The organism is Pseudomonas sp. 9.1(2019) (assembly GCF_009910445.1).
In the GTDB taxonomy this organism is placed as follows: Bacteria; Pseudomonadota; Gammaproteobacteria; order Pseudomonadales; family Pseudomonadaceae; genus Aquipseudomonas; species Aquipseudomonas paraversuta.
Genome location: NZ_VBWF01000005.1, coordinates 199,779 through 221,598, shown reverse-complemented (window position 1 = coordinate 221,598; position 21,820 = coordinate 199,779). Strand labels below are relative to the sequence as shown.

The 21,820-nt window shown below is 57.2% G+C and carries 25 protein-coding genes; 7 read left to right on the top strand and 18 right to left on the bottom strand.

Annotated elements, in window-relative coordinates; genetic code table 11:
• Positions 1-80 precede the first annotated feature (80 nt).
• Positions 81-311, top strand: a complete 231-nt coding sequence (locus FEZ21_RS07035; protein WP_003443869.1) for a PP0621 family protein — start codon at positions 81-83, stop codon at positions 309-311.
• Positions 312-380: 69 nt separating this feature from the next.
• On the opposite strand, the gene thiO is transcribed toward FEZ21_RS07035, so the two are convergent.
• From thiO to pilV, 5 genes are read right to left on the bottom strand one after another with little or no spacing between them, the layout of a single operon-like run.
• Positions 381-1,493, bottom strand: a complete 1,113-nt coding sequence (gene thiO / locus FEZ21_RS07030) for a glycine oxidase ThiO (protein WP_160626735.1) — start codon at positions 1,491-1,493, stop codon at positions 381-383.
• Positions 1,494-1,525: 32 nt separating this feature from the next.
• A complete protein-coding gene (locus tag FEZ21_RS07025; protein ID WP_003443874.1) occupies positions 1,526-1,927 on the bottom strand; it encodes a type IV pilin protein in 402 nt (133 codons plus the stop codon).
• A 9-nt stretch (positions 1,928-1,936) separates the two neighbouring features.
• A complete protein-coding gene (locus FEZ21_RS07020) occupies positions 1,937-2,479 on the bottom strand; it encodes a PilX N-terminal domain-containing pilus assembly protein (RefSeq protein WP_160626733.1) in 543 nt (180 codons plus the stop codon).
• Between the two features lie 8 nt (positions 2,480-2,487).
• The gene (locus FEZ21_RS07015; RefSeq protein WP_003443878.1) at positions 2,488-3,183 is read right to left on the bottom strand and encodes a hypothetical protein; all 696 of its coding nucleotides are present in this window, start codon (positions 3,181-3,183) and stop codon (positions 2,488-2,490) included.
• Positions 3,180-3,653 (bottom strand): type IV pilus modification protein PilV, encoded by a 474-nt coding sequence (pilV, locus tag FEZ21_RS07010; protein ID WP_003443879.1) that lies wholly within the window; start codon positions 3,651-3,653, stop codon positions 3,180-3,182. Before pilV ends, FEZ21_RS07015 begins: the two co-directional genes overlap by 4 nt.
• A gap of 237 nt (positions 3,654-3,890) precedes the next feature.
• Between pilV and FEZ21_RS07005 the strand changes: the two genes are divergently transcribed.
• Entirely contained in the window at positions 3,891-4,406 is a 516-nt protein-coding gene (locus tag FEZ21_RS07005; protein WP_235972393.1) for a GspH/FimT family pseudopilin, read from the top strand.
• Here the strand turns inward: FEZ21_RS07005 and ispH are convergent.
• The 6 genes from ispH to murJ form a co-directional block, all read right to left on the bottom strand.
• Positions 4,403-5,350 carry a 4-hydroxy-3-methylbut-2-enyl diphosphate reductase gene (gene ispH, locus FEZ21_RS07000; protein ID WP_003443885.1) on the bottom strand — a complete coding sequence of 316 codons (948 nt, stop codon included), beginning with the start codon at positions 5,348-5,350 and terminating at the stop codon, positions 4,403-4,405. The genes FEZ21_RS07005 and ispH overlap by 4 nt on opposite strands.
• Before the next feature lie 65 nt (positions 5,351-5,415).
• Entirely contained in the window at positions 5,416-5,853 is a 438-nt protein-coding gene (gene fkpB, locus FEZ21_RS06995) for an FKBP-type peptidyl-prolyl cis-trans isomerase (RefSeq protein ID WP_003443888.1), read from the bottom strand.
• Positions 5,846-6,361 (bottom strand): signal peptidase II, encoded by a 516-nt coding sequence (lspA, locus tag FEZ21_RS06990; RefSeq protein WP_003443891.1) that lies wholly within the window; start codon positions 6,359-6,361, stop codon positions 5,846-5,848. The genes fkpB and lspA overlap by 8 nt, the downstream gene beginning before the upstream one ends.
• The gene (ileS, locus tag FEZ21_RS06985) at positions 6,354-9,185 is read right to left on the bottom strand and encodes an isoleucine--tRNA ligase (protein WP_160626731.1); all 2,832 of its coding nucleotides are present in this window, start codon (positions 9,183-9,185) and stop codon (positions 6,354-6,356) included. Before ileS ends, lspA begins: the two co-directional genes overlap by 8 nt.
• A complete protein-coding gene (gene ribF, locus FEZ21_RS06980) occupies positions 9,182-10,132 on the bottom strand; it encodes a bifunctional riboflavin kinase/FAD synthetase (protein WP_003443896.1) in 951 nt (316 codons plus the stop codon). Before ribF ends, ileS begins: the two co-directional genes overlap by 4 nt.
• A 118-nt stretch (positions 10,133-10,250) precedes the next feature.
• A complete protein-coding gene (murJ, locus tag FEZ21_RS06975) occupies positions 10,251-11,789 on the bottom strand; it encodes a murein biosynthesis integral membrane protein MurJ (protein ID WP_003443899.1) in 1,539 nt (512 codons plus the stop codon).
• A gap of 250 nt (positions 11,790-12,039) precedes the next feature.
• Between murJ and rpsT the strand changes: the two genes are divergently transcribed.
• Positions 12,040-12,318 carry a 30S ribosomal protein S20 gene (gene rpsT / locus FEZ21_RS06970; RefSeq protein WP_003443902.1) on the top strand — a complete coding sequence of 93 codons (279 nt, stop codon included), beginning with the start codon at positions 12,040-12,042 and terminating at the stop codon, positions 12,316-12,318.
• 237 nt (positions 12,319-12,555) lie between these two features.
• On the opposite strand, the gene FEZ21_RS06965 is transcribed toward rpsT, so the two are convergent.
• The 5 genes from FEZ21_RS06965 to rplU form a co-directional block, all read right to left on the bottom strand.
• A complete protein-coding gene (locus tag FEZ21_RS06965; protein WP_003443905.1) occupies positions 12,556-13,017 on the bottom strand; it encodes a CreA family protein in 462 nt (153 codons plus the stop codon).
• Between the two features lie 14 nt (positions 13,018-13,031).
• Complete coding sequence (gene proB, locus FEZ21_RS06960) at positions 13,032-14,150, bottom strand: glutamate 5-kinase (protein WP_003443907.1); 1,119 nt, start codon at positions 14,148-14,150, stop codon at positions 13,032-13,034.
• Positions 14,151-14,273: 123 nt separating this feature from the next.
• Complete coding sequence (gene cgtA, locus FEZ21_RS06955) at positions 14,274-15,500, bottom strand: Obg family GTPase CgtA (RefSeq protein WP_003443910.1); 1,227 nt, start codon at positions 15,498-15,500, stop codon at positions 14,274-14,276.
• A 197-nt stretch (positions 15,501-15,697) separates the two neighbouring features.
• Positions 15,698-15,973: a 50S ribosomal protein L27 gene (gene rpmA, locus FEZ21_RS06950; RefSeq protein WP_003443913.1), complete on the bottom strand. Its 276-nt coding sequence runs from the start codon at positions 15,971-15,973 to the stop codon at positions 15,698-15,700.
• A gap of 34 nt (positions 15,974-16,007) precedes the next feature.
• Entirely contained in the window at positions 16,008-16,322 is a 315-nt protein-coding gene (gene rplU, locus FEZ21_RS06945; RefSeq protein ID WP_003443915.1) for a 50S ribosomal protein L21, read from the bottom strand.
• A gap of 241 nt (positions 16,323-16,563) precedes the next feature.
• On the opposite strand from rplU, the gene FEZ21_RS06940 reads away from it, so the two are divergent.
• The 3 genes from FEZ21_RS06940 (at position 16,564) to FEZ21_RS06930 (ending at position 18,519) form a co-directional block, all read left to right on the top strand.
• Positions 16,564-17,532, top strand: a complete 969-nt coding sequence (locus FEZ21_RS06940) for a polyprenyl synthetase family protein (RefSeq protein WP_003443918.1) — start codon at positions 16,564-16,566, stop codon at positions 17,530-17,532.
• 177 nt (positions 17,533-17,709) lie between these two features.
• Positions 17,710-18,051, top strand: a complete 342-nt coding sequence (locus FEZ21_RS06935) for a zinc ribbon domain-containing protein YjdM (RefSeq protein WP_003443921.1) — start codon at positions 17,710-17,712, stop codon at positions 18,049-18,051.
• Positions 18,052-18,246: 195 nt separating this feature from the next.
• Entirely contained in the window at positions 18,247-18,519 is a 273-nt protein-coding gene (locus tag FEZ21_RS06930) for a hypothetical protein (RefSeq protein WP_003443924.1), read from the top strand.
• A gap of 62 nt (positions 18,520-18,581) precedes the next feature.
• Here the strand turns inward: FEZ21_RS06930 and FEZ21_RS06925 are convergent, their stop codons facing one another.
• Together FEZ21_RS06925 and FEZ21_RS06920 are read right to left on the bottom strand one after the other, a co-directional pair.
• A complete protein-coding gene (locus FEZ21_RS06925; protein WP_003443927.1) occupies positions 18,582-19,199 on the bottom strand; it encodes an FKBP-type peptidyl-prolyl cis-trans isomerase in 618 nt (205 codons plus the stop codon).
• Positions 19,200-19,349: 150 nt separating this feature from the next.
• Entirely contained in the window at positions 19,350-19,838 is a 489-nt protein-coding gene (locus tag FEZ21_RS06920) for a TIGR00645 family protein (protein WP_003443930.1), read from the bottom strand.
• Between the two features lie 143 nt (positions 19,839-19,981).
• Between FEZ21_RS06920 and FEZ21_RS06915 the strand changes: the two genes are divergently transcribed.
• Positions 19,982-21,814 carry a hypothetical protein gene (locus FEZ21_RS06915; protein ID WP_160626729.1) on the top strand — a complete coding sequence of 611 codons (1,833 nt, stop codon included), beginning with the start codon at positions 19,982-19,984 and terminating at the stop codon, positions 21,812-21,814.
• Positions 21,815-21,820 lie beyond the last annotated feature (6 nt).

Here is a 21,820-nt window from a genome sequence, read left to right as displayed (position 1 = left end):
TTTTTATGTTCGATTTGGTCCTGTGCGCCTGCCAATAGCTTGGCTAAACTGGCGCATCTTTTCTCGAATAGCGAATAACCATGCTTCGTTTACTGATCTGGGCTGCTTTGATTGCTGCTGGCGTGTGGTTTTGGCGCAAGTACAAAGCCGGGCTGGCAACCACTAAGAACCCGGTCGACCCGGGTGCTCAACCCATGGTTCGTTGCGCCCACTGCGGAGTTCACCTGCCCCGCGATCGCGCCCTGCACCAGCAGCAAGAGTGGTATTGCACGCAAAACCATCTGGAACAAGGACCAAAGCCCCGGGATTAAAGCCAGCACCCCGGACTTGCGGGAGCCGGCTTGCCGGCAATAGCCGCCAATTGCGGGCTCCCACAGGCTTCAAGCGATATTCTGGATGCGTCCTTGCGGTGCATAGGGCGCCGGATCGATGATCGGTTCACGCCCCAGCAGCAAGTCGGCGAACAACTGACAGGACGCCGGAGCCAGTACCAGCCCATTGCGATAGTGCCCGCAGTTAAGCCACAACCCGCCAACACTTGCGACCCGGCCAATATATGGAATTCCCTCAGGCGAGCCCGGCCGTAATCCCGCCCAATGCCCCACCGGCTGCACACCGGCCAGAGCCGGAATCAGCTCGATCGCAGACGCCTGCAGGCTTTCCAGGGCTGTTCGGGTCGGGGTTTTATCGAAACCTTCGTGCTCGAGGGTGCTACCAATCAAGACATGCCCGTCACGCCGCGGAATCGCGTAGCGTCCTTTGGCCAGCACCATGCAGGACAAGAAGTCAGGTGCGCACTTGTAAAGAATCATCTGCCCTTTGACAGGCACTACCGGCAATTCAAGGCCCAGACTACTGAGCAGTTCACCGCTCCAGGCACCTGCCGCCAGCACCACCTCATCGCCGCGAATGTCCCCCTGAGCCGTGCTCACGCCGCAGACATTCTCGCCCTCACGGATAAATCCCAGAACCTCGCACTGCTCATGGATGGTGACATTGGGCATGGCTTGCAACGCGGCCTTCAGTGATTTAACCAGCCGCGGATTACGCACATTGGCCACTTCGGCCATGTAAATGGCCCTTGAATAACCGCCCCCCAATACCGGTACAGCCCCTTCAACCGCAGAGATTTCGACCGTACTCAAGGGCCGGCCTTCACGCTTGGCCCACACCAAGGCTTGCGCCTCGTCTTCAAGGTCAAGCCAGTACAAACCGGTGGTGTGAACTTCAGGATCTACACCTGTAGCGGCAAACAAACGTTCTGCCAACTGTGGATAAAAGTCCTGCGACCAGTGAGCCAGGGCTGTAACAGCCGGGTTGTAGCGCCAGGGATAAAGCGGAGAAACGATCCCGCCACCGGCCCAGGAGGACTCCTGCCCGACAGCACTCTGGTCAAGAAGCGTTACCTGCCCGACTTCGGCTGCCAGATTGAACGCTGTCAGCAGCCCGATAACGCCGCCCCCTACAATCACTACGCGTTGTTGCTTAGCCATCAATCAACTCAGCCCAAAATGAAAATAAATTGTTAGCGCCCCCAACACTGCTGCACTGTCAGGTCCGGAGCGGCCTGGGTAATTGCGGTCAAACCGGTATGGGCCAAGGTGAAATTCCCACACGCATCGTCCGCCATGGACGAGCCCGCTCTGCGGGTAGCCGTCAGCAAGAAGGCATGATCAGCGAGGTCGTGGGTAATCAGATAGTGCTCGTTGCCCGAACCAAGATTTTCCGCCCCACTGTATAAACCTTTTTTCGTATAAAAACGCTCCAGACTTTGGGATTGCTCCGACAACAAGACCACTATTTGAGCGCGGTAGGCACGCTGGACCGAGCCGCTGTAAACCGGATAAACCACTGCCCCAAGAAAACCGACGATTGCCACCACGATAACGAGTTCGATCAGGGTAAAGCCTGCCCCATGCCTGCGCATCACGCCCTCCTACTGGATTTGCCGCCACATGATCCTGCTCAATTGCCGGGAGCCTGCCCCACCCTCTTCGGCATCCTCGTCCTGATAATGCGCATAAACACTCTCCAGGACGGTACGTGACTGCCCGTACAGGCCAATGCCCGTGACGCGGTACAAACGGGTCAAAGTGGTCGCAGGAAAATCTGCCGGGGCAATGCTCAAACCAAGGTTCTGGACACCGTAGAGCCCATCCGCAGCTCCTATCCAGTGAACTGCGGATACCGGGTGTATTCCGGGTGATAGCTGAGTGCGCACCTCTGCTGGCGGGGCGCATCTTGCAGGTGAGCTGCAGACCGCGATTGCGGACCACTGCTGAGCCACCCAGGACTCACCGCTGCGCAGTGCAGTTTCGGCAGCCTGAAATGAATGATTGGCATGCTGGACGCTGCCGGTCATTTTCTCCTGCTGCACTGCAGTCTCCATGGCGGTCAGGCCAAGCAGAGTGAGTAACAGCAAGAAAACCATACTGGCCAATAGCGCCACACCGCGTTGCGTGCTCGAAGAAAAACACATGACGCGCCCTACGCCAGTCGATTACGTAGAGCCACCAGCACGTTATAGCCCTGATCTTTTACCCGCCCCCCGGGATCTCGCAAGACCAGGGCGATACGCACGCTGCGGATACCGGCCACATCGGCAGGACTGTCTTCATAGCGCAAAACTGACTGCGTGCTCGAGGAATCGGCCACCCCAAAGCTCACGTCAAACGCGGCCACATTGTCCAGCAACACGGCATTATTGGCCCCGGACTTCAATTGCCCGTTTTCAAAACGGTAATGCAGCTCACGCAGGGCAAAGGCTATTTCACCGGGTGCCAGAGACAGTCGCGCCCCGCTGTATGCCTGCGCGAACGTCGTACAGTCGGATATGACGGTCCAGTCGGGCTTTGCCCCCTGAAGGCCTATGTCAGCGCTGATCATATGTAACGACCTGGATCCCTTCGGCCCCTGCCAGGAGATAGGTCTCTGAAAAGCGGAAGGTGCATCAATGATGCGATCAGTCGACAGACAACCGAACATGCCGACCATACGAACTTCCTGAGCGATTTTGCTCAGCACGTAGCGCGCGTCTTCTTGTAGCGACGCGGATGATCGCTGGCTGGCGTAGGTTTCGCGCGCGCTTAAAAAAACTTCGGTCAGCCCCAGCACCACCAGCAAACCCAACCCCAGCGACAGCATCAGCTCAATCAGGCCAAACCCCGCTTCAGGGCGCCTCACGACGCACGCTCAATGGCATCTGCTGCCACTCGACTGGTCAGCGTAAAGGTTCGAAGCGAACCGGGGCTATTGCTGGCGCGCGAGTCATCCCACTCCAGGGTGATGGTCACCTGCTGACCACTGAGCGCGATGGCTCCCTTGGCACTTGCACCGCCGAACTGAAGAATATTGCGTTTGAAATCATTCAGATCCTGCCCCAGCACGCTCCCCGGGCCGGCAACCCCCTGCTGCAGGTCCGCCCCTGAAAAACTGTAGTCCGCGCCAGCGTTGGCACGAATCCGATCGAGCATGTCGTAGGCAATAAAATTGGCCTGGGTGCTCATCATTGCGCTGTCAGTGTGTTTGAGGGCATTGAGCTGAGCCACGGCGCCCCCCAGCAGGCCCCCGGATAAAATCAACGTCGCGACCAGAACCTCGATCAGGGTCATTCCGGTTTGACGGTTTTTTTCAGATCGAAACATGTGTGCCATCCCTGAGCATTTTCCTGGCGCCACGTCCTGCGTCGCCATAACCAGAGCCTAGTCTGGCGAGATGGTTCCACATGTAGGAGTGCGCCTAAGACGCGCGAGGACAGTTCGTCTGATCAAGTACGCCATGGGACAGGCAATACAGCTTAAACATGATGAAACCGTTGCCCGGCCAGGTCGTCTTTTTTCTGATCTATACATCAAGGGGCGCAAGGATTGCGCATGGTCACGGAGGACATCATGAAGCAACGAGGCATGAGCCTGATCCAACTGTCATTCACGCTGTTGATCGTTGCGCTGACCGCCCAGTTCGCGAGCCCGGTCTACAACACACTTATAGAACAGCAACGGCGCCTGGGCATGGCGGAGCAACTGGCCGGCAGCCTGCGCAATGCCCGCACCGAGGCGCTGGTACGCCATCAATACGTGATCGTACAGGCACAGGAACAAGACTGGAGCCGAGGCTGGAAGACCATTCTGGATCTGAGCGGCCAGGGCCATCTCGATCCGGACAATCCGGTGCTGGCCGAGAGGCAAGGCAGCTTTCAGGTACCGATTGCCGGTAATACGCCCGTTAAGAGCTACGTCCGGTTCAACCCGCTGGGTGAACCTTTGCTGATCGGCGGAGCGTTTCAGGCCGGGACGTTGCATGTTTGCCAGGCACAGACAGCCCTGAGTCACTATCAAGTGGTACTGGCAAAAAGTGGGCGTATCAGCTTGCGCCGCAATCAGGCGGCGCAAGATTTATGCGCTTAAAGCAGCGAGCGAACGCGCAGTTCTTTAGGCATGGAGAATGTAATGTTCTCTTCGCGACCGGCCAATTCATCAGCACCCGTTGCGCCCCAGGCATGCAATTGGCGTATCACGCCGCGTACCAACACTTCAGGCGCCGAAGCACCCGCCGTGATACCAATCGACTCGACCCCTTCAAACCAGCTTTGCTGCAGGTCTTCGGCACCATCAATCAGGTACGCCGGGGTTGCCATGCGCTCGGCCAACTCACGCAGACGGTTGGAGTTGGAGCTGTTGGGGCTGCCCACCACCAACACCACATCACACTCGTCAGCCAGTTGCTTGACGGCGTCCTGGCGGTTTTGCGTGGCGTAGCAGATGTCATTCTTGCGCGGACCGCCAATTGCCGGAAAACGCGCGCGAAGAGCGTCGATCACCCGGCTGGTATCGTCCATCGACAAGGTGGTCTGAGTAACAAACGCCAGTTTTTCCGGGTTGATCACATTCAGGTTGGCGACATCTTTTTCATCTTCGACCAGGTAAATGGCGCCGCCATTCCTGGCATCGTATTGACCCATGGTGCCTTCGACTTCCGGGTGACCGGCATGGCCGATCAGGATGCATTCGCGGCCGTCACGGCTGTAGCGGGCTACTTCGATATGCACCTTGGTAACCAGCGGACAGGTGGCATCGAACACTTTAAGGCCACGGCCTGCAGCCTCGGTACGCACAGCCTGGGAAACACCGTGGGCACTGAAAATGAGGATTACATCGTCCGGCACCTGGTCCAGCTCTTCAACAAAGATTGCGCCACGGGAGCGCAGGTCTTCGACGACAAATTTGTTGTGCACCACTTCGTGGCGAACATAGATAGGCGGACCGAATACTTCCAGAGCGCGATTGACGATTTCAATCGCCCGGTCCACCCCGGCGCAGAAGCCACGGGGGTTGGCGAGTTTGATATGCATGCTGGGCCTCGTGGGACGCGCAGAAAAATAATGCCAATCAGGCCCGGCTTGCGCCGGGCACTGAATTACAGCGCTTTTACGTCTTTGATTTCCACGTCGAACGTCAGGGTCTTGCCTGACAACGGGTGGTTGAAATCGATAGTCACTTGCTCATCGTCAAAAACTTTGACCACACCCGGAAGCTCGGTGTTGGCCGCGTCGTTGAAGATCACCAGCAAGCCTTCCGACAACTCCATGTCCTTGAACTGCGAACGTGGAATTATCTGCACATTTTGCGGGTTTGGCTGGCCAAAGGCGTTTTCCGGAAGGATCTCCAGAGTGCGTTTGTCACCGGCCTTGAAGCCGAACAGAGCGGCTTCAAAACCTGGCAACAGGCTGCCATCACCGACCTTGAAAGTGGCAGGTGACTTGTCGAACGTGCTGTCGACGGTGTCGCCATTTTCAAGACGCAAAGCGAAATGCAGGGTGACTTCTGTGTTCTGGCCAATACGTTGCTCAGTCATGAGCTGACTCTCCGGACTTCTTACTTTTGAACATATCCAGTGCCAGCATTACTGCTCCGACACAAATCGCACTGTCTGCGACATTGAACGCAGGGAACAGTCGATGTTCCCAATGCACCAGAATGAAATCGATCACATGCCCGTAGGCGATGCGGTCATACAGGTTGCCCAGCGCACCGCCCAGGATCAGTGCAAGCCCGATGGCCAGCCAGGTGTCGTTACGTCCAAGACGCTTGAGCCACACCAGCAGGACCCCACTGACGACCACGGCAATCAGGGCAAACAGCCAACGCTGCCAGCCGGAGCTGTCAGCCAGAAAGCTGAAGGCAGCACCCGAGTTATAGGCCAGGGTCCAGCTGAAGAAATCGGGGATCACCACGATTCGCTGATACATCTGCAGGGCGCCATCGAAGTAGGTCTTGCTGGCCTGGTCAATGACCAGGACCAGCAACGTCAACCAGAGCCAGCCCAGGCGCCCGAAGCGCCCGGCATTGCTGGTATTAGGCATAGTGACGTACCTCGCCGGCGCCGCTGATGTTGTCGACACAACGACCGCAGATTTCCGGATGCTCCGGATTCACACCGACGTCTTCGCGGCAATGCCAGCAACGGGCGCACTTGGCGTGTGCCGACTTGACCACTTTGAGCTTGAGGCCCGCGACTTCGGTGACTACTGCATCCGCCGGTGCCTGGACAAACGGCGCAACGCTGGCGGTAGAGGTGATCAGTACGAAACGCAGTTCGTTGCTCAACATGGACAGGTCTGCAGCCAGATCTTCTTCGGCAAACAGGGTAACTTCCGCCTGCAGGTTGCCGCCAATGGCCTTGGCCGCGCGCAGGTTTTCCATTTCTTTGTTGACTGCAACCTTGACCGCCATGATTCGCTCCCAGTAGGCGCGATCCATCTCGGTGCCTTCCGGCATCTCGCTCAGGCCTTCGTACCAGGTATTGAGCATCACCGACTCGTTGCGCTCGCCCGGCAGGTATTGCCACAGCTCGTCAGCAGTGAACGACAGGATCGGCGCGATCCAGCGCACCAGCGCTTCGCTGATATGGAACAGCGCGGTCTGGCACGAACGACGGGCCTTGCTGTTGGCGCCAGTGGTGTACTGACGGTCCTTGATGATGTCGAGGTAGAAGCCGCCCAGCTCTTGCACGCAGAAGTTGTGCACCTTGGAGTACACGTTCCAGAAACGATACTCGCCGTAATGCAGCTCCAGCTCGCGCTGCAGCAGCAGTGCGCGGTCAACCGCCCAACGGTCCAGGGCCAGCATTTCTTCGGCCGGCAGGATATCGGTAGCCGGGTTGAAGCCGCTCAGGTTCGAGAGCAGGAAGCGAGCGGTGTTGCGGATACGCCGGTAGGCGTCCGCACTGCGCTGCAGGATCTGGTCAGAAACCGCGATTTCCCCCGAGTAGTCAGTCGAAGCAACCCACAGACGCATGATGTCTGCACCCAGGGTGTCGTTGACCTTTTGCGGTGCAATCACGTTGCCCAGGGACTTGGACATTTTGCGCCCGGCCTCATCCACGGTGAAACCGTGGGTCAGCAGTTCGCGGTACGGCGCGTGGTTGTCGATGGCGCAACCGGTCAGCAGCGACGAGTGGAACCAGCCACGATGCTGATCGGAACCTTCAAGATAGAGGTCGGCACGCGGACCTGTCTCGTGGCCCATAGGGTGCGAGCCGCGCAGAACATGCCAGTGCGTGGTGCCAGAATCGAACCAGACGTCCAGAGTGTCGCTGATCTTGTCGTACAGCGGCGCTTCGTCGCCCAGCAGCTCGGCAGCATCCATCTTGAACCAGGCTTCAATGCCTTCGACTTCGACGCGCTTGGCCACTTCTTCCATCATTTCGACGGTACGCGGGTGCAGCTCGCCGCTTTCCTTGTTCAGGAAGAACGGTATCGGCACGCCCCAGTTGCGCTGACGCGAGATGCACCAGTCCGGACGGTTGGCGATCATCGAATGCAGGCGGGCCTGGCCCCAGGCCGGAACGAACTGGGTGTCTTCGATGGCCTTGATCGCACGGGTGCGCAAGGTGTCGCCGACAACCGGCTCCTTGTCCATACCGATAAACCACTGCGCGGTTGCGCGGTAGATCAGCGGCGTTTTGTGGCGCCAGCAGTGCATGTAGCTGTGGCTGATGGTTTCAGTGAACATCAGCGAACCGACTTCGATCAGCTTGTCGATGATGTTCTGGTTGGCCTTCCAGATGAACTGGCCACCAAAGAATTCCAGCGACGGTACGTAAACGCCGTTGCTTTGAACCGGGTTGATAATCTCATCGTTGACCATGCCATAGGCTTTGCAGGTCACGAAGTCGTCTACGCCGTAAGCCGGGGCGGAGTGAACCACGCCGGTGCCTGCGCCCAGCTCAACGTACTCGGCCAGATAGACTGGCGACAGACGGTCGTAGAACGGGTGACGGAAGTTGATCAGTTCAAGCGCAGTACCGGTGGTGGTGGCGATGACCGAACCTTGCAGGTTGTAGCGGGCCAGGCTCGACTCGACCAGCTCTTCAGCCAGTACCAGTAACCGATCGCCCACGTCGACCAGCGCATAGGTGAACTCGGGGTGCACGTTAAGCGCCTGGTTGGCCGGGATGGTCCACGGAGTGGTGGTCCAGATCACGATCGATGTCGGCTTGCTCAATGTCGCCAGACCAAAGGCCTCGGCCAGCCTGGCTTCGTCGGCAATCGGGAATGCAACATCGATGGCCGCGGATTTTTTGTCCTGGTACTCGACTTCCGCTTCAGCCAGGGCCGAACCACAGTCGAAACACCAGTTCACAGGCTTGAGGCCTTTAAACACGAAACCGCCTTTGACGATTTCGGCCAAAGCACGGATTTCACCGGCTTCGTTTTTGAAGTCCATGGTTTTGTACGGGTTGGCAAAATCACCCAGCACACCCAGACGGATGAATTCGGACTTCTGGCCTTCGATCTGCTCGGTGGCATAGGCACGGCAAAGCTCGCGGGTTTTATCCGGGCTCAGGTTTTTACCGTGGGTCACTTCCACCTTGTGCTCGATCGGCAGTCCGTGACAGTCCCAGCCCGGCACGTACGGCGCATCGAAACCCGACAGGGTTTTCGAGCGGATGATCATGTCCTTCAGAATCTTGTTCAGCGCATGACCGATGTGAATCGTGCCGTTGGCGTACGGAGGACCGTCGTGAAGTACGAACTTCGGACGATCCTTGCCAATCTCGCGCAACTTCCCGTACAGGCCAATGCTGTCCCAGCGCTGCAAAATTTGCGGTTCGCGCTGTGGCAGGCCGGCCTTCATTGGGAAGGCTGTGTCCGGAAGGTTTAGCGTGGCTTTGTAGTCGGTCATTTCAGGCTCTTTTTAAGCGGTTGACCCAGCCAATAGGCTCGGGCGGCGGCGACGTCCGCATTGATCGCCGTCTTGAGCGCCTCAAGGGAGGCGAAACGCTGCTCATCACGCAGCTTGTGGTGGAATGCCACGGTCAAACGCCGACCATACAAGTCGCCGGCGTAATCCAACAGATGTACTTCAAGATGGGCGCTGCCATCCCCTGCAACGGTTGGCCTGACGCCAATATTGGCGACGCCCGGCCAGGTTTTCCCGTCGACTTCAACGCTCACCAGATAAACCCCGGTCAACGGAACCCGACGACGCTTGAGCTGGATATTGGCAGTCGGCGTACCCAGCTGGCGCGCCAGCTTCTGCCCGTGCAATACCCTGCCAGCAATTTGAAACGGACGGCCCAGCAAGCGCTCTGCGAGACCGAAGTCAGCACCGGCCAGGGCATCACGCACCTTGGTGCTGCTGATACGCACACCATCAAGTTCAACGGTTTGCGCCGCTTCGACGGTAAAGTTTTGCATGACACCCGCTTGTTGCAGGAAATCAAAGTCGCCGACCCGGTCACAGCCAAAACGGAAGTCGTCACCGACCTCCAGGTGCTGTACACCCAGACCGTCGACAAGAATCGTGTCGACGAACTCGGCAGCACTGAGTTCGCACAGACGTTGATTGAACGCCAGGCACAGCACCCGATCTACCCCGGCGTCAGCCAATAGCTGCAGCTTGTCGCGCAGCCGGGCCAGACGCGCCGGAGCGGTCTCAGGGGCAAAAAATTCGCGCGGCTGCGGCTCAAAAATCACCACGCAGCTGGGCACGCCCAACTCCAGTGCACGTTCACGCAGCCGCTCCAGGATAGCCTGGTGACCACGGTGTACACCGTCAAAGTTGCCAATAGTGGCGACACAGCCCCGATGTTGGGGCCGCAGATTGTGAAGGCCTCGAACCAGCTGCATAACGCGCTTCTTGCTCATAAAGTGGCCGATTATAACCACACCCAGCCCTGTACGACAGGCAACAGCGCAAGGCAAATCAGGTCAAATCGACAAAATAGACGTCTGACCTGCAATTACCTCACACAAGAGACTTGCGGGCGAAATCTTTCAAACGCAAGCCCAGCAGCAATAACATGCCGAAATAAACCAGTACACCCGCAACCACCAACCCGCCCAAACGCATGAAGCGCTCCAGCATATGGCCCTGGTCCCAGGCCGGCATCAGTTGCATCAGCCCCAACAGAACAGCGCACATCACAGCCACGGCCAGCACCAGCTTGAACAGGTATTTGCCCCAGCCCGGCTGAGCGACAAACAGCTTCTGTTTGCGTATCTGCCAAAACAGCAAGCCGGCATTGATACAGGCACCGACACTGATCGCCAGCGCCAGGCCTGCATGCTGCAACGGCACGATAAATACCAGATTGAGCAATTGCGTGATGACCAGAGTGAATACTGCGATTTTTACCGGCGTGCGTATGTTCTGCTGGGCGTAGAACCCCGGCGCCAGGACTTTGATCAAAATAATCCCGAGCAGTCCGAACGAGTAGGCAATCAGGGCACGCTGGGTCATGGCCGAGTCCAGTGCAGTGAACTGGCCGTATTGAAACAGCGACACGGTCAACGGCTCCGCGAGGATGGCCAGCGCCAGGGAACATGGCAATACCAGCACAAAGCACAGGCGCAGCCCCCAATCGAGGATTCGCGAATACTCATGGCGATCCTTGTTGGCGTAGGTTTTTGACAGCGTCGGCAACAGAATCGTACCCAGCGCCACACCCAGTACGCCAGACGGCAACTCCATCAAACGGTCTGCGTAATACATCCAGGACACCGATCCGGCGACCAGAAAGGAGGCAAAAATCGTGTTGATAATCAGCGAAATCTGACTGACCGAGACTCCCAGAATGGCCGGCAGCATCTGCTTCATGACCCTCCACACCCCGGTATCCCGCAGGTTGAGCCGCGGAAGCACCAGCATGCCGATTTTCTTCAGGTGCGGTAGCTGAAATAACAGCTGGGCTAAACCGCCGACCAGTACCGCCCACCCCAGGGCCATGACCGGCGGATCGAAGTATGGCGTCAGAAACAGGGCAAAAATAATCATGCTGACGTTAAGCAAAGTCGGCACGAAGGCCGGCACCGAAAACCGGTTCCAGGTATTGAGGATCGCCCCTGCCAGCGATGACAACGAGATCAGCAATATATAAGGGAACGTAACCCGCAACATATCGGAAGTGAGCTCGAACTTTTCCGGGGTGGTGGCAAAACCCGGCGCCGTAGCCCAGATCACCCAAGGCGCGGCGATCATCCCCAAAATGGTCACGATCGCCAGTACCAATGTCAGCAGTCCGGCCACGTAAGCAACAAATGTACGTGTCGCCTCCTCGCCTTGCTGACTTTTGTATTCGGCCAGAATCGGCACAAAGGCTTGGGAAAAAGCCCCCTCGGCGAAGATCCTGCGCAGCAGATTGGGCAATTTGAAGGCAATAAAGAACGCATCCGTGGCCATTCCGGCACCAAAGGTGCGCGCAATAATGGTGTCACGAACAAAGCCCAGAACCCTTGAAATCATTGTGATAGAGCTGACGGCCGCTAACGATTTGAGCAAATTCATTGAAAGAGTTTTTGCCTATAGAGAAAGAGCAGGCGAACAAAGCGCCCACTTATGCGATACTGCGCGCCGCAACAGCACAGAGCCAAGCTCGCGAGTTTACAGGTCAAGCGCCGGAAATAAATCTCCCGTCTCCCTCGATCCACCACTCAGCGGATCGTATCAATCGCCCTTGACAAGAGTTGTCGTCATCGGCATGATTCGCGGCCTATTTTGTTTGTTATTTCCCAAAAGTCTTTCGAGGAGCTCGACGGTGGCCAACACACCTTCCGCCAAAAAACGTGCAAAACAGGCTGAGAAGCGTCGCAGCCACAACGCCAGCCTGCGTTCCATGGTTCGTACCTACATCAAGAATGTAGTTAAGGCCATCGACGCAAAAGACGCTGCTAAAGCGCAAGCTGCTTATGTTCTGGCTGTCCCTGTTATCGACCGTATGGCCGATAAAGGCATCATCCACAAGAACAAAGCTGCTCGCCATAAGAGCCGCCTGAATGGCCACGTCAAGGCACTGAACCTTGCGACAGCCGCTTAAGCGATAAGCTTTTTAAAAAACCGACCTCCGGGTCGGTTTTTTATTGCCTGCGTTTTATGCCAGAACGACCCGGCCTGCAGGAGCTGCGCGAGACTGCGATCGAGCGCACAGCGCCCGCAAGATATACGGCTGCTGCGTTCGTAAGCACCTACAGAACCACCACAGCCCCAGCATTGCGCAGGCACAAAAAAAGCCGCGAAAGGCTTTACCCCGTCGCAGCTTTTTTATTAAGAGCCGTTACTCGTGCGGCCACGGCAAAATCGGGATCGCCGTCACCGCATTCTGCGGACTGCCTTCGATCAGGCGGTCGCTATACACCAGGTAAACCAGTGTATTGCGCTTTTTGTCGAGGAATCGCACCACCTGCATGGTCTTGAACACCAGCGATGTACGCTCCTTGAATACCTCCTCACCATCCTTCAAGTCACCCTTGAAGCTGATAGCGCCCGTCTGACGACACGCAATGGAGGCCTCAGCACGATCCTCGGCCAGCCCCAGCCCGCCCTTCATGCCGCCGGTCTTGGCACGCGACAGATAGCAGGTAACCCCGTCAACCTTGGGATCATCGAAAGCCTCGACCACAATCCGGTCATTGGGCCCGACAAACTTGAACACCGTCGACACCGTGCCGATTTCTTCGGCAGAAGCCAGCAACGGCATCGCCAACATCAACCCCAACAAACCGCTAATCAAGCGCATGCCACACCTCAAAATCAGACCAGGATCAGATTATCGCGATGAACCAGTTCAGGTTCCGCCATATACCCCAACAAACCGACAATCGCATCTGACGACTGTCCGATTATTTTCTGCGCTTCGCCCGCACTGTAGTTGGCCAGACCACGGGCAATCTCTCGACCGTCCGCCGCCACGCACACCACCATTTCGCCGCGACGGAAGCCGCCCTGCACCGCTTTGACACCCACAGGGAGCAAGCTTTTATTACCCTGGGACAACGCAGACACAGCGCCATCATCCAGCACCAGCGTGCCACGGGTCTGCAGATGCCCGGCCAGCCACTGCTTGCGCGCAGCCAGCATGCCGCGCTCTGGAGACAGCAATGTACCCAGGCGCTCCCCAGCCTTCAGGCGGTCTAGCACCCGCTCCAGACGACCGCCGACGATAATGGTGTGCGCCCCGGAACGGGCCGCCAGACGCGCCGCCCGCAACTTGGTCTGCATGCCGCCACGCCCCAGCGCACCGCCCGTACCGCCCGCCACGGCATCCAGCGCCGGATCATCGGCACGCGCCTCGTAGATCATTTTGGCATCCGGGTTGTTGCGTGGATCCGCATCAAACATGCCATCACGATCCGTCAGAATGACCAGCAGATCAGCCTCGACCAGATTGGCCACCAGCGCCGCCAGCGTATCGTTATCACCAAAGCGGATTTCATCGGTAACCACGGTGTCGTTTTCATTGATGACCGGGATCACACCCAGCTCGACCAACGCGCGCAACGTACTGCGGGCATTCAGGTAACGCTTGCGGTCAGACAGATCATCATGGGTCAGGAGAATTTGCGCGGTGTGCCGGGAATGCTCGGCGAAGCTCGACTCCCAGGCCTGTACCAACCCCATCTGACCAATGGCCGCAGCCGCCTGCAGCTCATGCATCGCACTGGGTCGGACTGTCCAGCCGAGGCGACTCATCCCGGCCGCTACCGCACCGGAAGATACCAGCACCAGCTCCACGCCTGCCTCGTGCAGGGCCACCATTTGCTCGACCCAGACGCCCATCGCCGCGCGATCCAGACCCTTGCCATCCGCTGTCAGCAATGCGCTGCCGATCTTTACGACCCAACGCCGCGCACCCGTCACCTTGCTCCGCATCATCATCCAACCTATGCCTGAGAGCAGCACGACCGAGCGCTGCCCATGGAATTATTTTGATTACCGTTTCGTAGATGCCAAAACGCCGCTCGATTGAGCGGCGCTTCAGTTTACTGCAAGGAATCAGTCGCGGACGTAAATGATTTCCGGACCATCTTCATCATCAACATCTTCTTCGTCCCAGTCATCTTCACCGATGTCGTGGACGCTCTTCACGCCGCTGCGGCGCAGGGCACGCTGATCATCCAGCGCCTGCAACTGGGCACGCGCTTCATCTTCGATGCGCTGATCAAGCTCACTCAACTCAGCCTTGTAGGCAGGGTCATTGGCCAGACGATCGGCACGATCTTCGAGATAACGCATGATGTCGTGGCAAAGCTTCTCGGTGCCAATCTTGGCAATGGCCGAGATCACATACACCGGACCGGTCCACTCAAGGCGATCCACAACTTCCTTGACCCGCGCATCGTGCTCTTCTTCAGGCAACGAATCGCACTTGTTCAGCACCAGCCAGCGATCACGCTCAGCCAGCGACGGGCTGAATTTGGTCAGCTCGTTGACGATGACTTCAGCAGTATCTGCAGCGCTGTCGGTGCCTTCAACTGGCGCCATGTCCACAAGGTGCAGCAACAAACGCGTACGGGCCAAGTGCTTGAGGAAGCGAATCCCCAGGCCGGCACCGTCGGAAGCACCTTCGATCAGACCGGGAATATCCGCGATCACGAAGCTCTTCCAGCGATCGACACTGACTACGCCCAGGTTTGGCACCAGGGTGGTGAACGGATAATCCGCCACTTTAGGCTTGGCTGCAGATACCGAACGGATAAAGGTACTTTTGCCCGCATTCGGCAAGCCCAGCAAACCGACATCAGCCAGTACTTTCAATTCCAGTTTCAGGTCGCGCTGCTCACCCGGCTTGCCCGGAGTGGTCTGGCGCGGAGCCCGGTTGGTACTGGATTTGAAACGGGTGTTACCCAGACCGTGCCAGCCGCCATGCACAACCAGCAAACGCTGGCCGGCCTTGGTCAGGTCGCCGATGATTTCCTGGGTGCCTGCGTCAATCACGGTCGTACCGACCGGAACCCGCAGAATCATGTCTTCGCCTTTACGGCCGGTGCAATCGGCGCTGCCGCCATTCGAACCGCGCTGAGCGTCAAAGTGACGCGTGTAACGGTAGTCAACCAGGGTGTTGAGGTTTTCGTCAGCGACCATATAGATCGAGCCGCCGTCACCACCATCACCACCGTTCGGACCACCGTTCTCGATGAATTTTTCGCGACGGAAACTCATGCAACCGTTACCACCGTCGCCAGCTTTTACTTTGATCGATACTTCATCAACAAACTTCATAACAAAACGCGCCTCTCGTCATCAGGACGAGCCGATAAAAACCAAGACATAAGACTCTTGCAAAAATGAGCGCAGCGACCTCAATCAACGACCGTTAAATCCAGCGCCGGCAGCCCATACAAACAGTTTTGCAAGAGACTCACCCCACAAACGAAAAAGCCCCGTCGCAAGACAGGGCTCTTCCAGCTACCAAGCTTTTACGCCGCGACGACTGCAGTCTTCGGAACGATGCTTACATAGCGACGACCGAAGGCGCCCTTAACCTGGAACTTGATCACGCCTTCCACTTTCGCGAACAGGGTGTGATCTTTACCCATACCAACGCCGTAGCCAGCGTGGAATTGAGTGCCGCGCTGACGCACGATGATGTTGCCCGGGATGATAGCCTGGCCGCCATACATCTTCACGCCAAGGCGTTTGGCTTCTGAGTCGCGACCGTTACGGGTACTACCACCAGCTTTTTTGTGTGCCATGAGTCAATTCTCCTAGTGAGGAATTAGGCTGAAATTAAGCCTGAATACCGGTGATTTTGATCTCGGTGTACCACTGGCGGTGGCCCATACGCTTCATGTGGTGCTTACGACGACGGAACTTGATGATGCGGATCTTGTCGTGACGACCTTGGGAAATCACTTCAGCAACAACAGTGGCGCCAGGAACAACTGGAGCGCCGATGTTAACGTCGTCGCCATTGGCGACCAACAGAACGCGATCAAAAGTTACGGATTCGCCAGTGGCGATTTCCAGTTTCTCGATCTTCAGGTATTCACCTGGTGCTACTTTGTATTGCTTGCCACCAGTAACGATTACTGCGTACGACATGGTATTTCTCCGATAATCCTGCTCACCCAGCTCTTTATAGGTAAAGGTATTGGCTGGCATGGCTGCATGGGGCTGGAACGGCCCAAGTGCAATTGCGTAAGGCAGGTGCTGCCCAGGAAGTTCAGGGTGCGCGATTGTACGCAAGCCACGTCAGGGTTGCAAGGGGCCGCCCATCACGCCTTGACAGGCCCAGCCCCCCGACCTAGCATGCCGCGCAACCCTTCTGGAGCAACTGTCGCTGATGCAACCCCAAGCTTTCTACCGCGCGGTGGCGGACGATTTTAGCGCCGTCGACGACATCATCAAGAAGCAGCTGACTTCACGCGTCCCGCTGGTCTCAAAAATCGGCGACTACATCACTTCGGCCGGCGGCAAACGCCTTCGTCCTTTATTAGTGTTGTTGTGCGGCAAGGCCCTGGGCCGCGAAGGCGACGACTTGCGCTTGCTGGCCGCGACCATTGAGTTCCTGCACACCGCGACCCTGCTCCACGACGATGTTGTGGACATGTCCGGCATGCGCCGCGGCCGCAAGACCGCCAATGCAACCTGGGGCAATGCCCCAAGCGTACTGGTCGGCGACTTCCTGTACTCGCGCTCCTTCGAAATGATGGTCGAGCTGGGCTCGATGCCAGTGATGAAAATCCTGTCGCAAGCCACCCGCATCATTGCCGAAGGCGAAGTACTGCAACTGTCCAAAGTGCGCGACGCCAGCACCACCGAAGAAACCTACATGGAAGTGATTCGCGGCAAAACCGCGATGCTGTTCGAGGCCTCGACCCACAGCGCTGCGGCCCTGGCCGGTGCCACACCTGAACAGAGCGAAGCATTGCGTACCTTTGGCGATCACCTGGGTGTGGCGTTCCAGCTGGTAGACGACTTGCTCGACTACCGTGGCGATGCCGAAACCCTGGGCAAAAACGTGGGCGACGATCTGGCAGAGGGCAAACCGACCTTGCCGCTGATCTACACCATGCGCGAAGGCACGGCCGAACAGGCCGCTCTGGTTCGTAAAGCGATTCAAAAAGGTGGCATTGAAGACCTGGAGAGCATTCGCGTTGCCGTGGAGGAGTCCGGTTCACTGGAATACACCGCACAACTGGCGCGTGATTATGTAGCCCGTGCAATTGCCTGCCTTGAAAGCCTGCCGCCCAGCGAATACCGCGACGCACTGGTTGAGCTGAGCGAGTTCGCGGTCGCCCGCACGCACTAAACCTTGTGGGAGCTGGTTTACCAGCGATGCATACACCTCGATCCATCAGTGATGGCAAGGTGATGCAATCGCTGGCAAGCCCGCTCCCACAGGTTCGTCACATCCCTAACCACCGCGCACCAACAAAACCCTATATAATGCGTGCCTTTTAGCCATCCGGACTCTTAAGGAGCTTTAGTGAGCACGTTGCCACCCTGCCCAAAATGCAATTCCGAATACACCTACGAAGACGGCGTCCAGCTGATCTGCCCGGAATGCGCCCATGAGTGGTCCGCCAGCGGCGACGCCGAAGAAGCCAGCGATGTAAAAGTCTACAAAGACTCCGCAGGCACTGTCCTGACCGACGGCGACACCATCACCGTGATCAAGGACCTGAAAATCAAGGGTACCTCCCTGGTGGTCAAGGTCGGCACCAAGGTCAAAAACATCCGCCTGTGCGATGGCGACCATGATATCGACTGCAAAATCGACGGTATCGGCCCAATGAAACTCAAGTCAGAGTTCGTGCGCAAGGTCTGATCCTGCTGTATTCCTTCCTGCGTTCCGCGCAGGAAGGTGCCACTCCCCTCGCAAAACTTCCGCGCAACATCAAAAAGCCATCAACTTTGACCCGCAGCAGCTTTTACCCACAAAGAAAACAAATCCGCCAATAGGCACTTGCTATTAATTGAATAAGAATTATTCTCATTGGTATTCATCAAGGAGATGACGACCATGACTTATTTAATTGATGCCTGGCTGGACCGTCCACATCCCTATCTGCGAATCCTGCATCGGGAAACCGGGGAAGTCTGTGCGGTGCTGGAAGAAGAAGCGCTCAACGAGCTACAGGATCAGGGCGACCTGGATTTCAACGGACTCAACTCAAGTGAGCCGGTGGTGCTCAAAGAACTGGTGCGAAATCTGTTTCTGTTTTGCTATGCCCGGGCATTGCGCCCGATCGGCACGACCGATGCTCACGAGCATCACGCCAAACTGGAAATATGAAGCGCCTGGTGTGACCGCAGGCTTGCGTGCAAACCCGCGGTCACCGTTAAAGCACCGAAGTCTTACAGAACTTCCAGCAGCTCAACGTCGAATACCAGCACGCTGTGCGGAGCGATGCTGCCAACGCCCTGGGCGCCGTAGGCCAATTCGCTCGGCACGTAGATGCGCCATTTGCTGCCGGCGTTCATCAGTTGCAGGGCTTCGGTCCAGCCAGCAATTACGCCGCCGACCGGGAATTCGGCTGGCTGACCACGATCGTAGGAGCTGTCGAACACAGTGCCGTCAATCAGGGTGCCGTGGTAGTGAACACGTACAGTGTCTTCACGGGATGGCTTGGCGCCTTCACCTGCAGTCACAACTTCAAATTGCAGACCCGAAGCCAGGGTGGTGATCCCGTCCTTCTTGGCGTTTTCAGCCAGGAAAGCCTTGCCTTCGCCCGCTGCAGCTTCTGCCTTGGCAGCCGCTTCAGCTTGCATCAGCTCGCGGATAACTTTAAAGCTGGCGCTCAGTTCTTCCTGACCCACACGGCTTTCTTTACCGGCGAAAGCATCGGTCAGGCCAGCCAGGATTGCGTCCAGGCTAACGCCCGGTGGCGGGTTGTCGCGCAGTTGGTCACCCAGCTGACGGCCAATGCCGTAGCTAACGCGGGTTTCGTCGGTCGACAGATTTACTTCGGACATAACACTGCTCCGCTGTAGGGCGATTCAGAAAAAACCAGCTGCAAAAACAGCCGTTCCTCAACCGCCCAGAACCAAAAAAGGGCGAGCAGACTACCACAGCCCCCAAAGCCTTCGCAGCCCGCCTTCATGTAACGCGCGCCACGACACCAATCAATGCTTGGTCAGCTTGTCGAGATAGCCCATGGCAAACGCCGACACCACGAAAGTCATATGAATGATCACGTACCACATCAGATACTGCGGCTCGATGTTGCGTGCATCCATAAACACCCGCAGCAGGTGGATCGAGGAGATGGCCACGATCGACGCTGCGACTTTCATCTTCAGCGAAGTCGAGTCCATGGTACCCAGCCAGCTAAGCTTCTCCTTGTGGTCATCGATGTCCAGCTGGGAGACGAAGTTCTCGTAGCCCGAAATCATCACCATTACCAGCAACCCTCCCACCAGGGCCATGTCGATCAACGACAGGATGACCAGGATCAAGTCCGACTCAGATAGCGCGAACACGTTGGGAATTACATGAAACACTTCCTGGAAGAATTTCAACGCCAGGGCCAGCAAGCCCAGCGAGAGCCCGAAGTAAATCGGCGCCAGAATCCAGCGCGAGGCGTACATTGCGTTTTCGATAAAGCGTTCCATTGAAACTCACAGGAAGTAAAAAAATGGGCGCGAGTATATCAGTGACAAATCGTCAGAGATAAAGCCCTTGAAACAGCCTGTTAAATAAATTATCTGCTAGTGTCGACCTCCTCAGCACCGCTTTCGGACAGGAAAACTGAACAATGGATCTGCGATTTCCCTTGGGTTGTCTCGGGCTTTCAATTGCTTTGCTCATCACGGGTGGCTGCTCGCCTGACGACAAACACCAGCAGGCCAGCCTGGAAGAGCGCAGCGCCGCATTCGAAAAGAGCCTCGATACCATTCAGGACCAACAACTCAAGGATGCGGTAGCCGATCTGGGTGGCTCGTTGCTGTTGCTCGAACGGGCCCGGGTCAAGCTCGAGGAGAAGCCGATTGAAACCGAATATGGCGATGACGACCTGGCGCTGCTCAAGCACTACCCCAGCAGCCAGGCCCTGAGTGACACCTACATCAATGGTCTGTTTGTGGTGCGTAAAAACTCCAGCTCCGATTATCTGACCGACCTTGAGCCCGTGTTCCCGTTCCCGGCAAACAGCGATTCCGAGTTTCCGTTCCCCCATGCACTTGAATGGCAATCCGTAACCCTGAGCAACAAGCAAGAGGTGCCCTTCCAGACCGAGTGGTCTGAAACCGATCCCGGCATCCAGCTCAGCCCTTCCAGCGCCAATCTGAGCAACCCGGACGATCTCACGGTCACCTACCCCTATATCGACGGGATTGAAACTGAAAACATTCAGCAACCTCAGCCCCTGATGCTGCACGGCAAGGTCGAGGTGATCGCGCCCGGCAAAGTGCTCCACTTCAACCTGAGCAGCAAGGATGTGGGCAAAACCAGCACCGAGGGTACGATCAGCGTGACCCTGCTGGCATTGGGCAAAAACTTCGCCGAAGTCGATATCAACAACAGCGCCGAGCTGGCCGAAGAGGTACGCGATACACCGCTCAATCCGCTGATCATCCAGGCCCGCGACCACAGCGGGCAGTTTCTGTCGCGCTCAGGCTCGATCAATGAGAACGCCGAGCAACTGGCGTTCTATCAGCAGCAACTGGCGCAGATGCTCAAGCAAACCGCGTGGAGCGAAGCATTCGGACAACAGCTGGATAACGAACAGCAGGACTTTGACCAGAAACACACCCATCACTACAGCAAGGTGTATTTCAACGGAAATATCGAAAACCTCGACATCAGCGTGCTCGACTTCTCCACGGCCAATATCACCCGCAAAAACCTCGACCTGCCTGTGCGCCGGCTCGACAAGACGGTAGTGGGCAAAGACATTCAACCCCTGCCGCTGTCGGTGGTGGTGTATGACGATCAGGCCGTCAACTACCTCAAGGACGCGAGCCTTGAGCCTGAGCAACTGATAAAAAGCGTCGTCATCAGCCAGACCGTAGATGACGCCAGCGCCGCCACCCTTGAGTTCAGTCACCCGCAAACCTTCAATGACGAGCTGCTGGGCGCTTTGCCCGACACGGCTGACGCACCTGTCACCTTCTTCGCCGAAGACGACAACGGCAAGCGCAGCGAGCCTCTGGAGCTGCCCATCGAAGCCTTCGATGTTGACCCGCATACCGGGGTCATCACCTATGACCTCAATCTGTTCCCCGAAACTCCGGCTTACGCGATTGGCTCGATGCCCATGTTTATCGCCGCCATCGACAAACAGCCCCTGAACACGGCTCAACTGCCCAAAGGCCTCGAACTCAAAGGCAACGCACTGGTTGTTGATCAGAAACTGTTCCCGTCCGAGGCCTGGCGCTTTTACGCCAAAGACGACACCGGCAACTACCTCAAGGAAGTGCTCACCGTAAGCCATAGCGCCGAGCCCAATGGCCCGGCGCTGTTTGACGTGCATTATTTCTATGGACAGCCCACCCAGCTCGAAAGCTATGCCCGCAAAGACCTGCTGCCTGTCGAGTACGGGTTTGAAGTCAAGCTCGACAAAGTCCCCGAAGTCACCCCGCCCCGCTGATTCAGC

Bases quoted from the DNA above. Each gene is read 5' to 3' on its own strand.
- FEZ21_RS07035 (WP_003443869.1), top strand. From the start codon at position 81: ATGCTTCGTTTACTGATCTGGGCTGCTTTGATTGCTGCTGGCGTGTGG.
- thiO (WP_160626735.1), bottom strand. From the start codon at position 1,493: ATGGCTAAGCAACAACGCGTAGTGATTGTAGGGGGCGGCGTTATCGGG.
- FEZ21_RS07025 (WP_003443874.1), bottom strand. From the start codon at position 1,927: ATGCGCAGGCATGGGGCAGGCTTTACCCTGATCGAACTCGTTATCGTG.
- FEZ21_RS07020 (WP_160626733.1), bottom strand. From the start codon at position 2,479: ATGTGTTTTTCTTCGAGCACGCAACGCGGTGTGGCGCTATTGGCCAGT.
- pilV (WP_003443879.1), bottom strand. From the start codon at position 3,653: ATGGCACACATGTTTCGATCTGAAAAAAACCGTCAAACCGGAATGACC.
- FEZ21_RS07005 (WP_235972393.1), top strand. From the start codon at position 3,891: ATGAAGCAACGAGGCATGAGCCTGATCCAACTGTCATTCACGCTGTTG.
- ispH (WP_003443885.1), bottom strand. From the start codon at position 5,350: ATGCATATCAAACTCGCCAACCCCCGTGGCTTCTGCGCCGGGGTGGAC.
- fkpB (WP_003443888.1), bottom strand. From the start codon at position 5,853: ATGACTGAGCAACGTATTGGCCAGAACACAGAAGTCACCCTGCATTTC.
- lspA (WP_003443891.1), bottom strand. From the start codon at position 6,361: ATGCCTAATACCAGCAATGCCGGGCGCTTCGGGCGCCTGGGCTGGCTC.
- ileS (WP_160626731.1), bottom strand. From the start codon at position 9,185: ATGACCGACTACAAAGCCACGCTAAACCTTCCGGACACAGCCTTCCCA.
- ribF (WP_003443896.1), bottom strand. From the start codon at position 10,132: ATGCAGCTGGTTCGAGGCCTTCACAATCTGCGGCCCCAACATCGGGGC.
- murJ (WP_003443899.1), bottom strand. From the start codon at position 11,789: ATGAATTTGCTCAAATCGTTAGCGGCCGTCAGCTCTATCACAATGATT.
- FEZ21_RS06965 (WP_003443905.1), bottom strand. From the start codon at position 13,017: ATGCGCTTGATTAGCGGTTTGTTGGGGTTGATGTTGGCGATGCCGTTG.
- proB (WP_003443907.1), bottom strand. From the start codon at position 14,150: ATGCGGAGCAAGGTGACGGGTGCGCGGCGTTGGGTCGTAAAGATCGGC.
- cgtA (WP_003443910.1), bottom strand. From the start codon at position 15,500: ATGAAGTTTGTTGATGAAGTATCGATCAAAGTAAAAGCTGGCGACGGT.
- rpmA (WP_003443913.1), bottom strand. From the start codon at position 15,973: ATGGCACACAAAAAAGCTGGTGGTAGTACCCGTAACGGTCGCGACTCA.
- rplU (WP_003443915.1), bottom strand. From the start codon at position 16,322: ATGTCGTACGCAGTAATCGTTACTGGTGGCAAGCAATACAAAGTAGCA.
- FEZ21_RS06940 (WP_003443918.1), top strand. From the start codon at position 16,564: ATGCAACCCCAAGCTTTCTACCGCGCGGTGGCGGACGATTTTAGCGCC.
- FEZ21_RS06930 (WP_003443924.1), top strand. From the start codon at position 18,247: ATGACTTATTTAATTGATGCCTGGCTGGACCGTCCACATCCCTATCTG.
- FEZ21_RS06925 (WP_003443927.1), bottom strand. From the start codon at position 19,199: ATGTCCGAAGTAAATCTGTCGACCGACGAAACCCGCGTTAGCTACGGC.
- FEZ21_RS06920 (WP_003443930.1), bottom strand. From the start codon at position 19,838: ATGGAACGCTTTATCGAAAACGCAATGTACGCCTCGCGCTGGATTCTG.
- FEZ21_RS06915 (WP_160626729.1), top strand. From the start codon at position 19,982: ATGGATCTGCGATTTCCCTTGGGTTGTCTCGGGCTTTCAATTGCTTTG.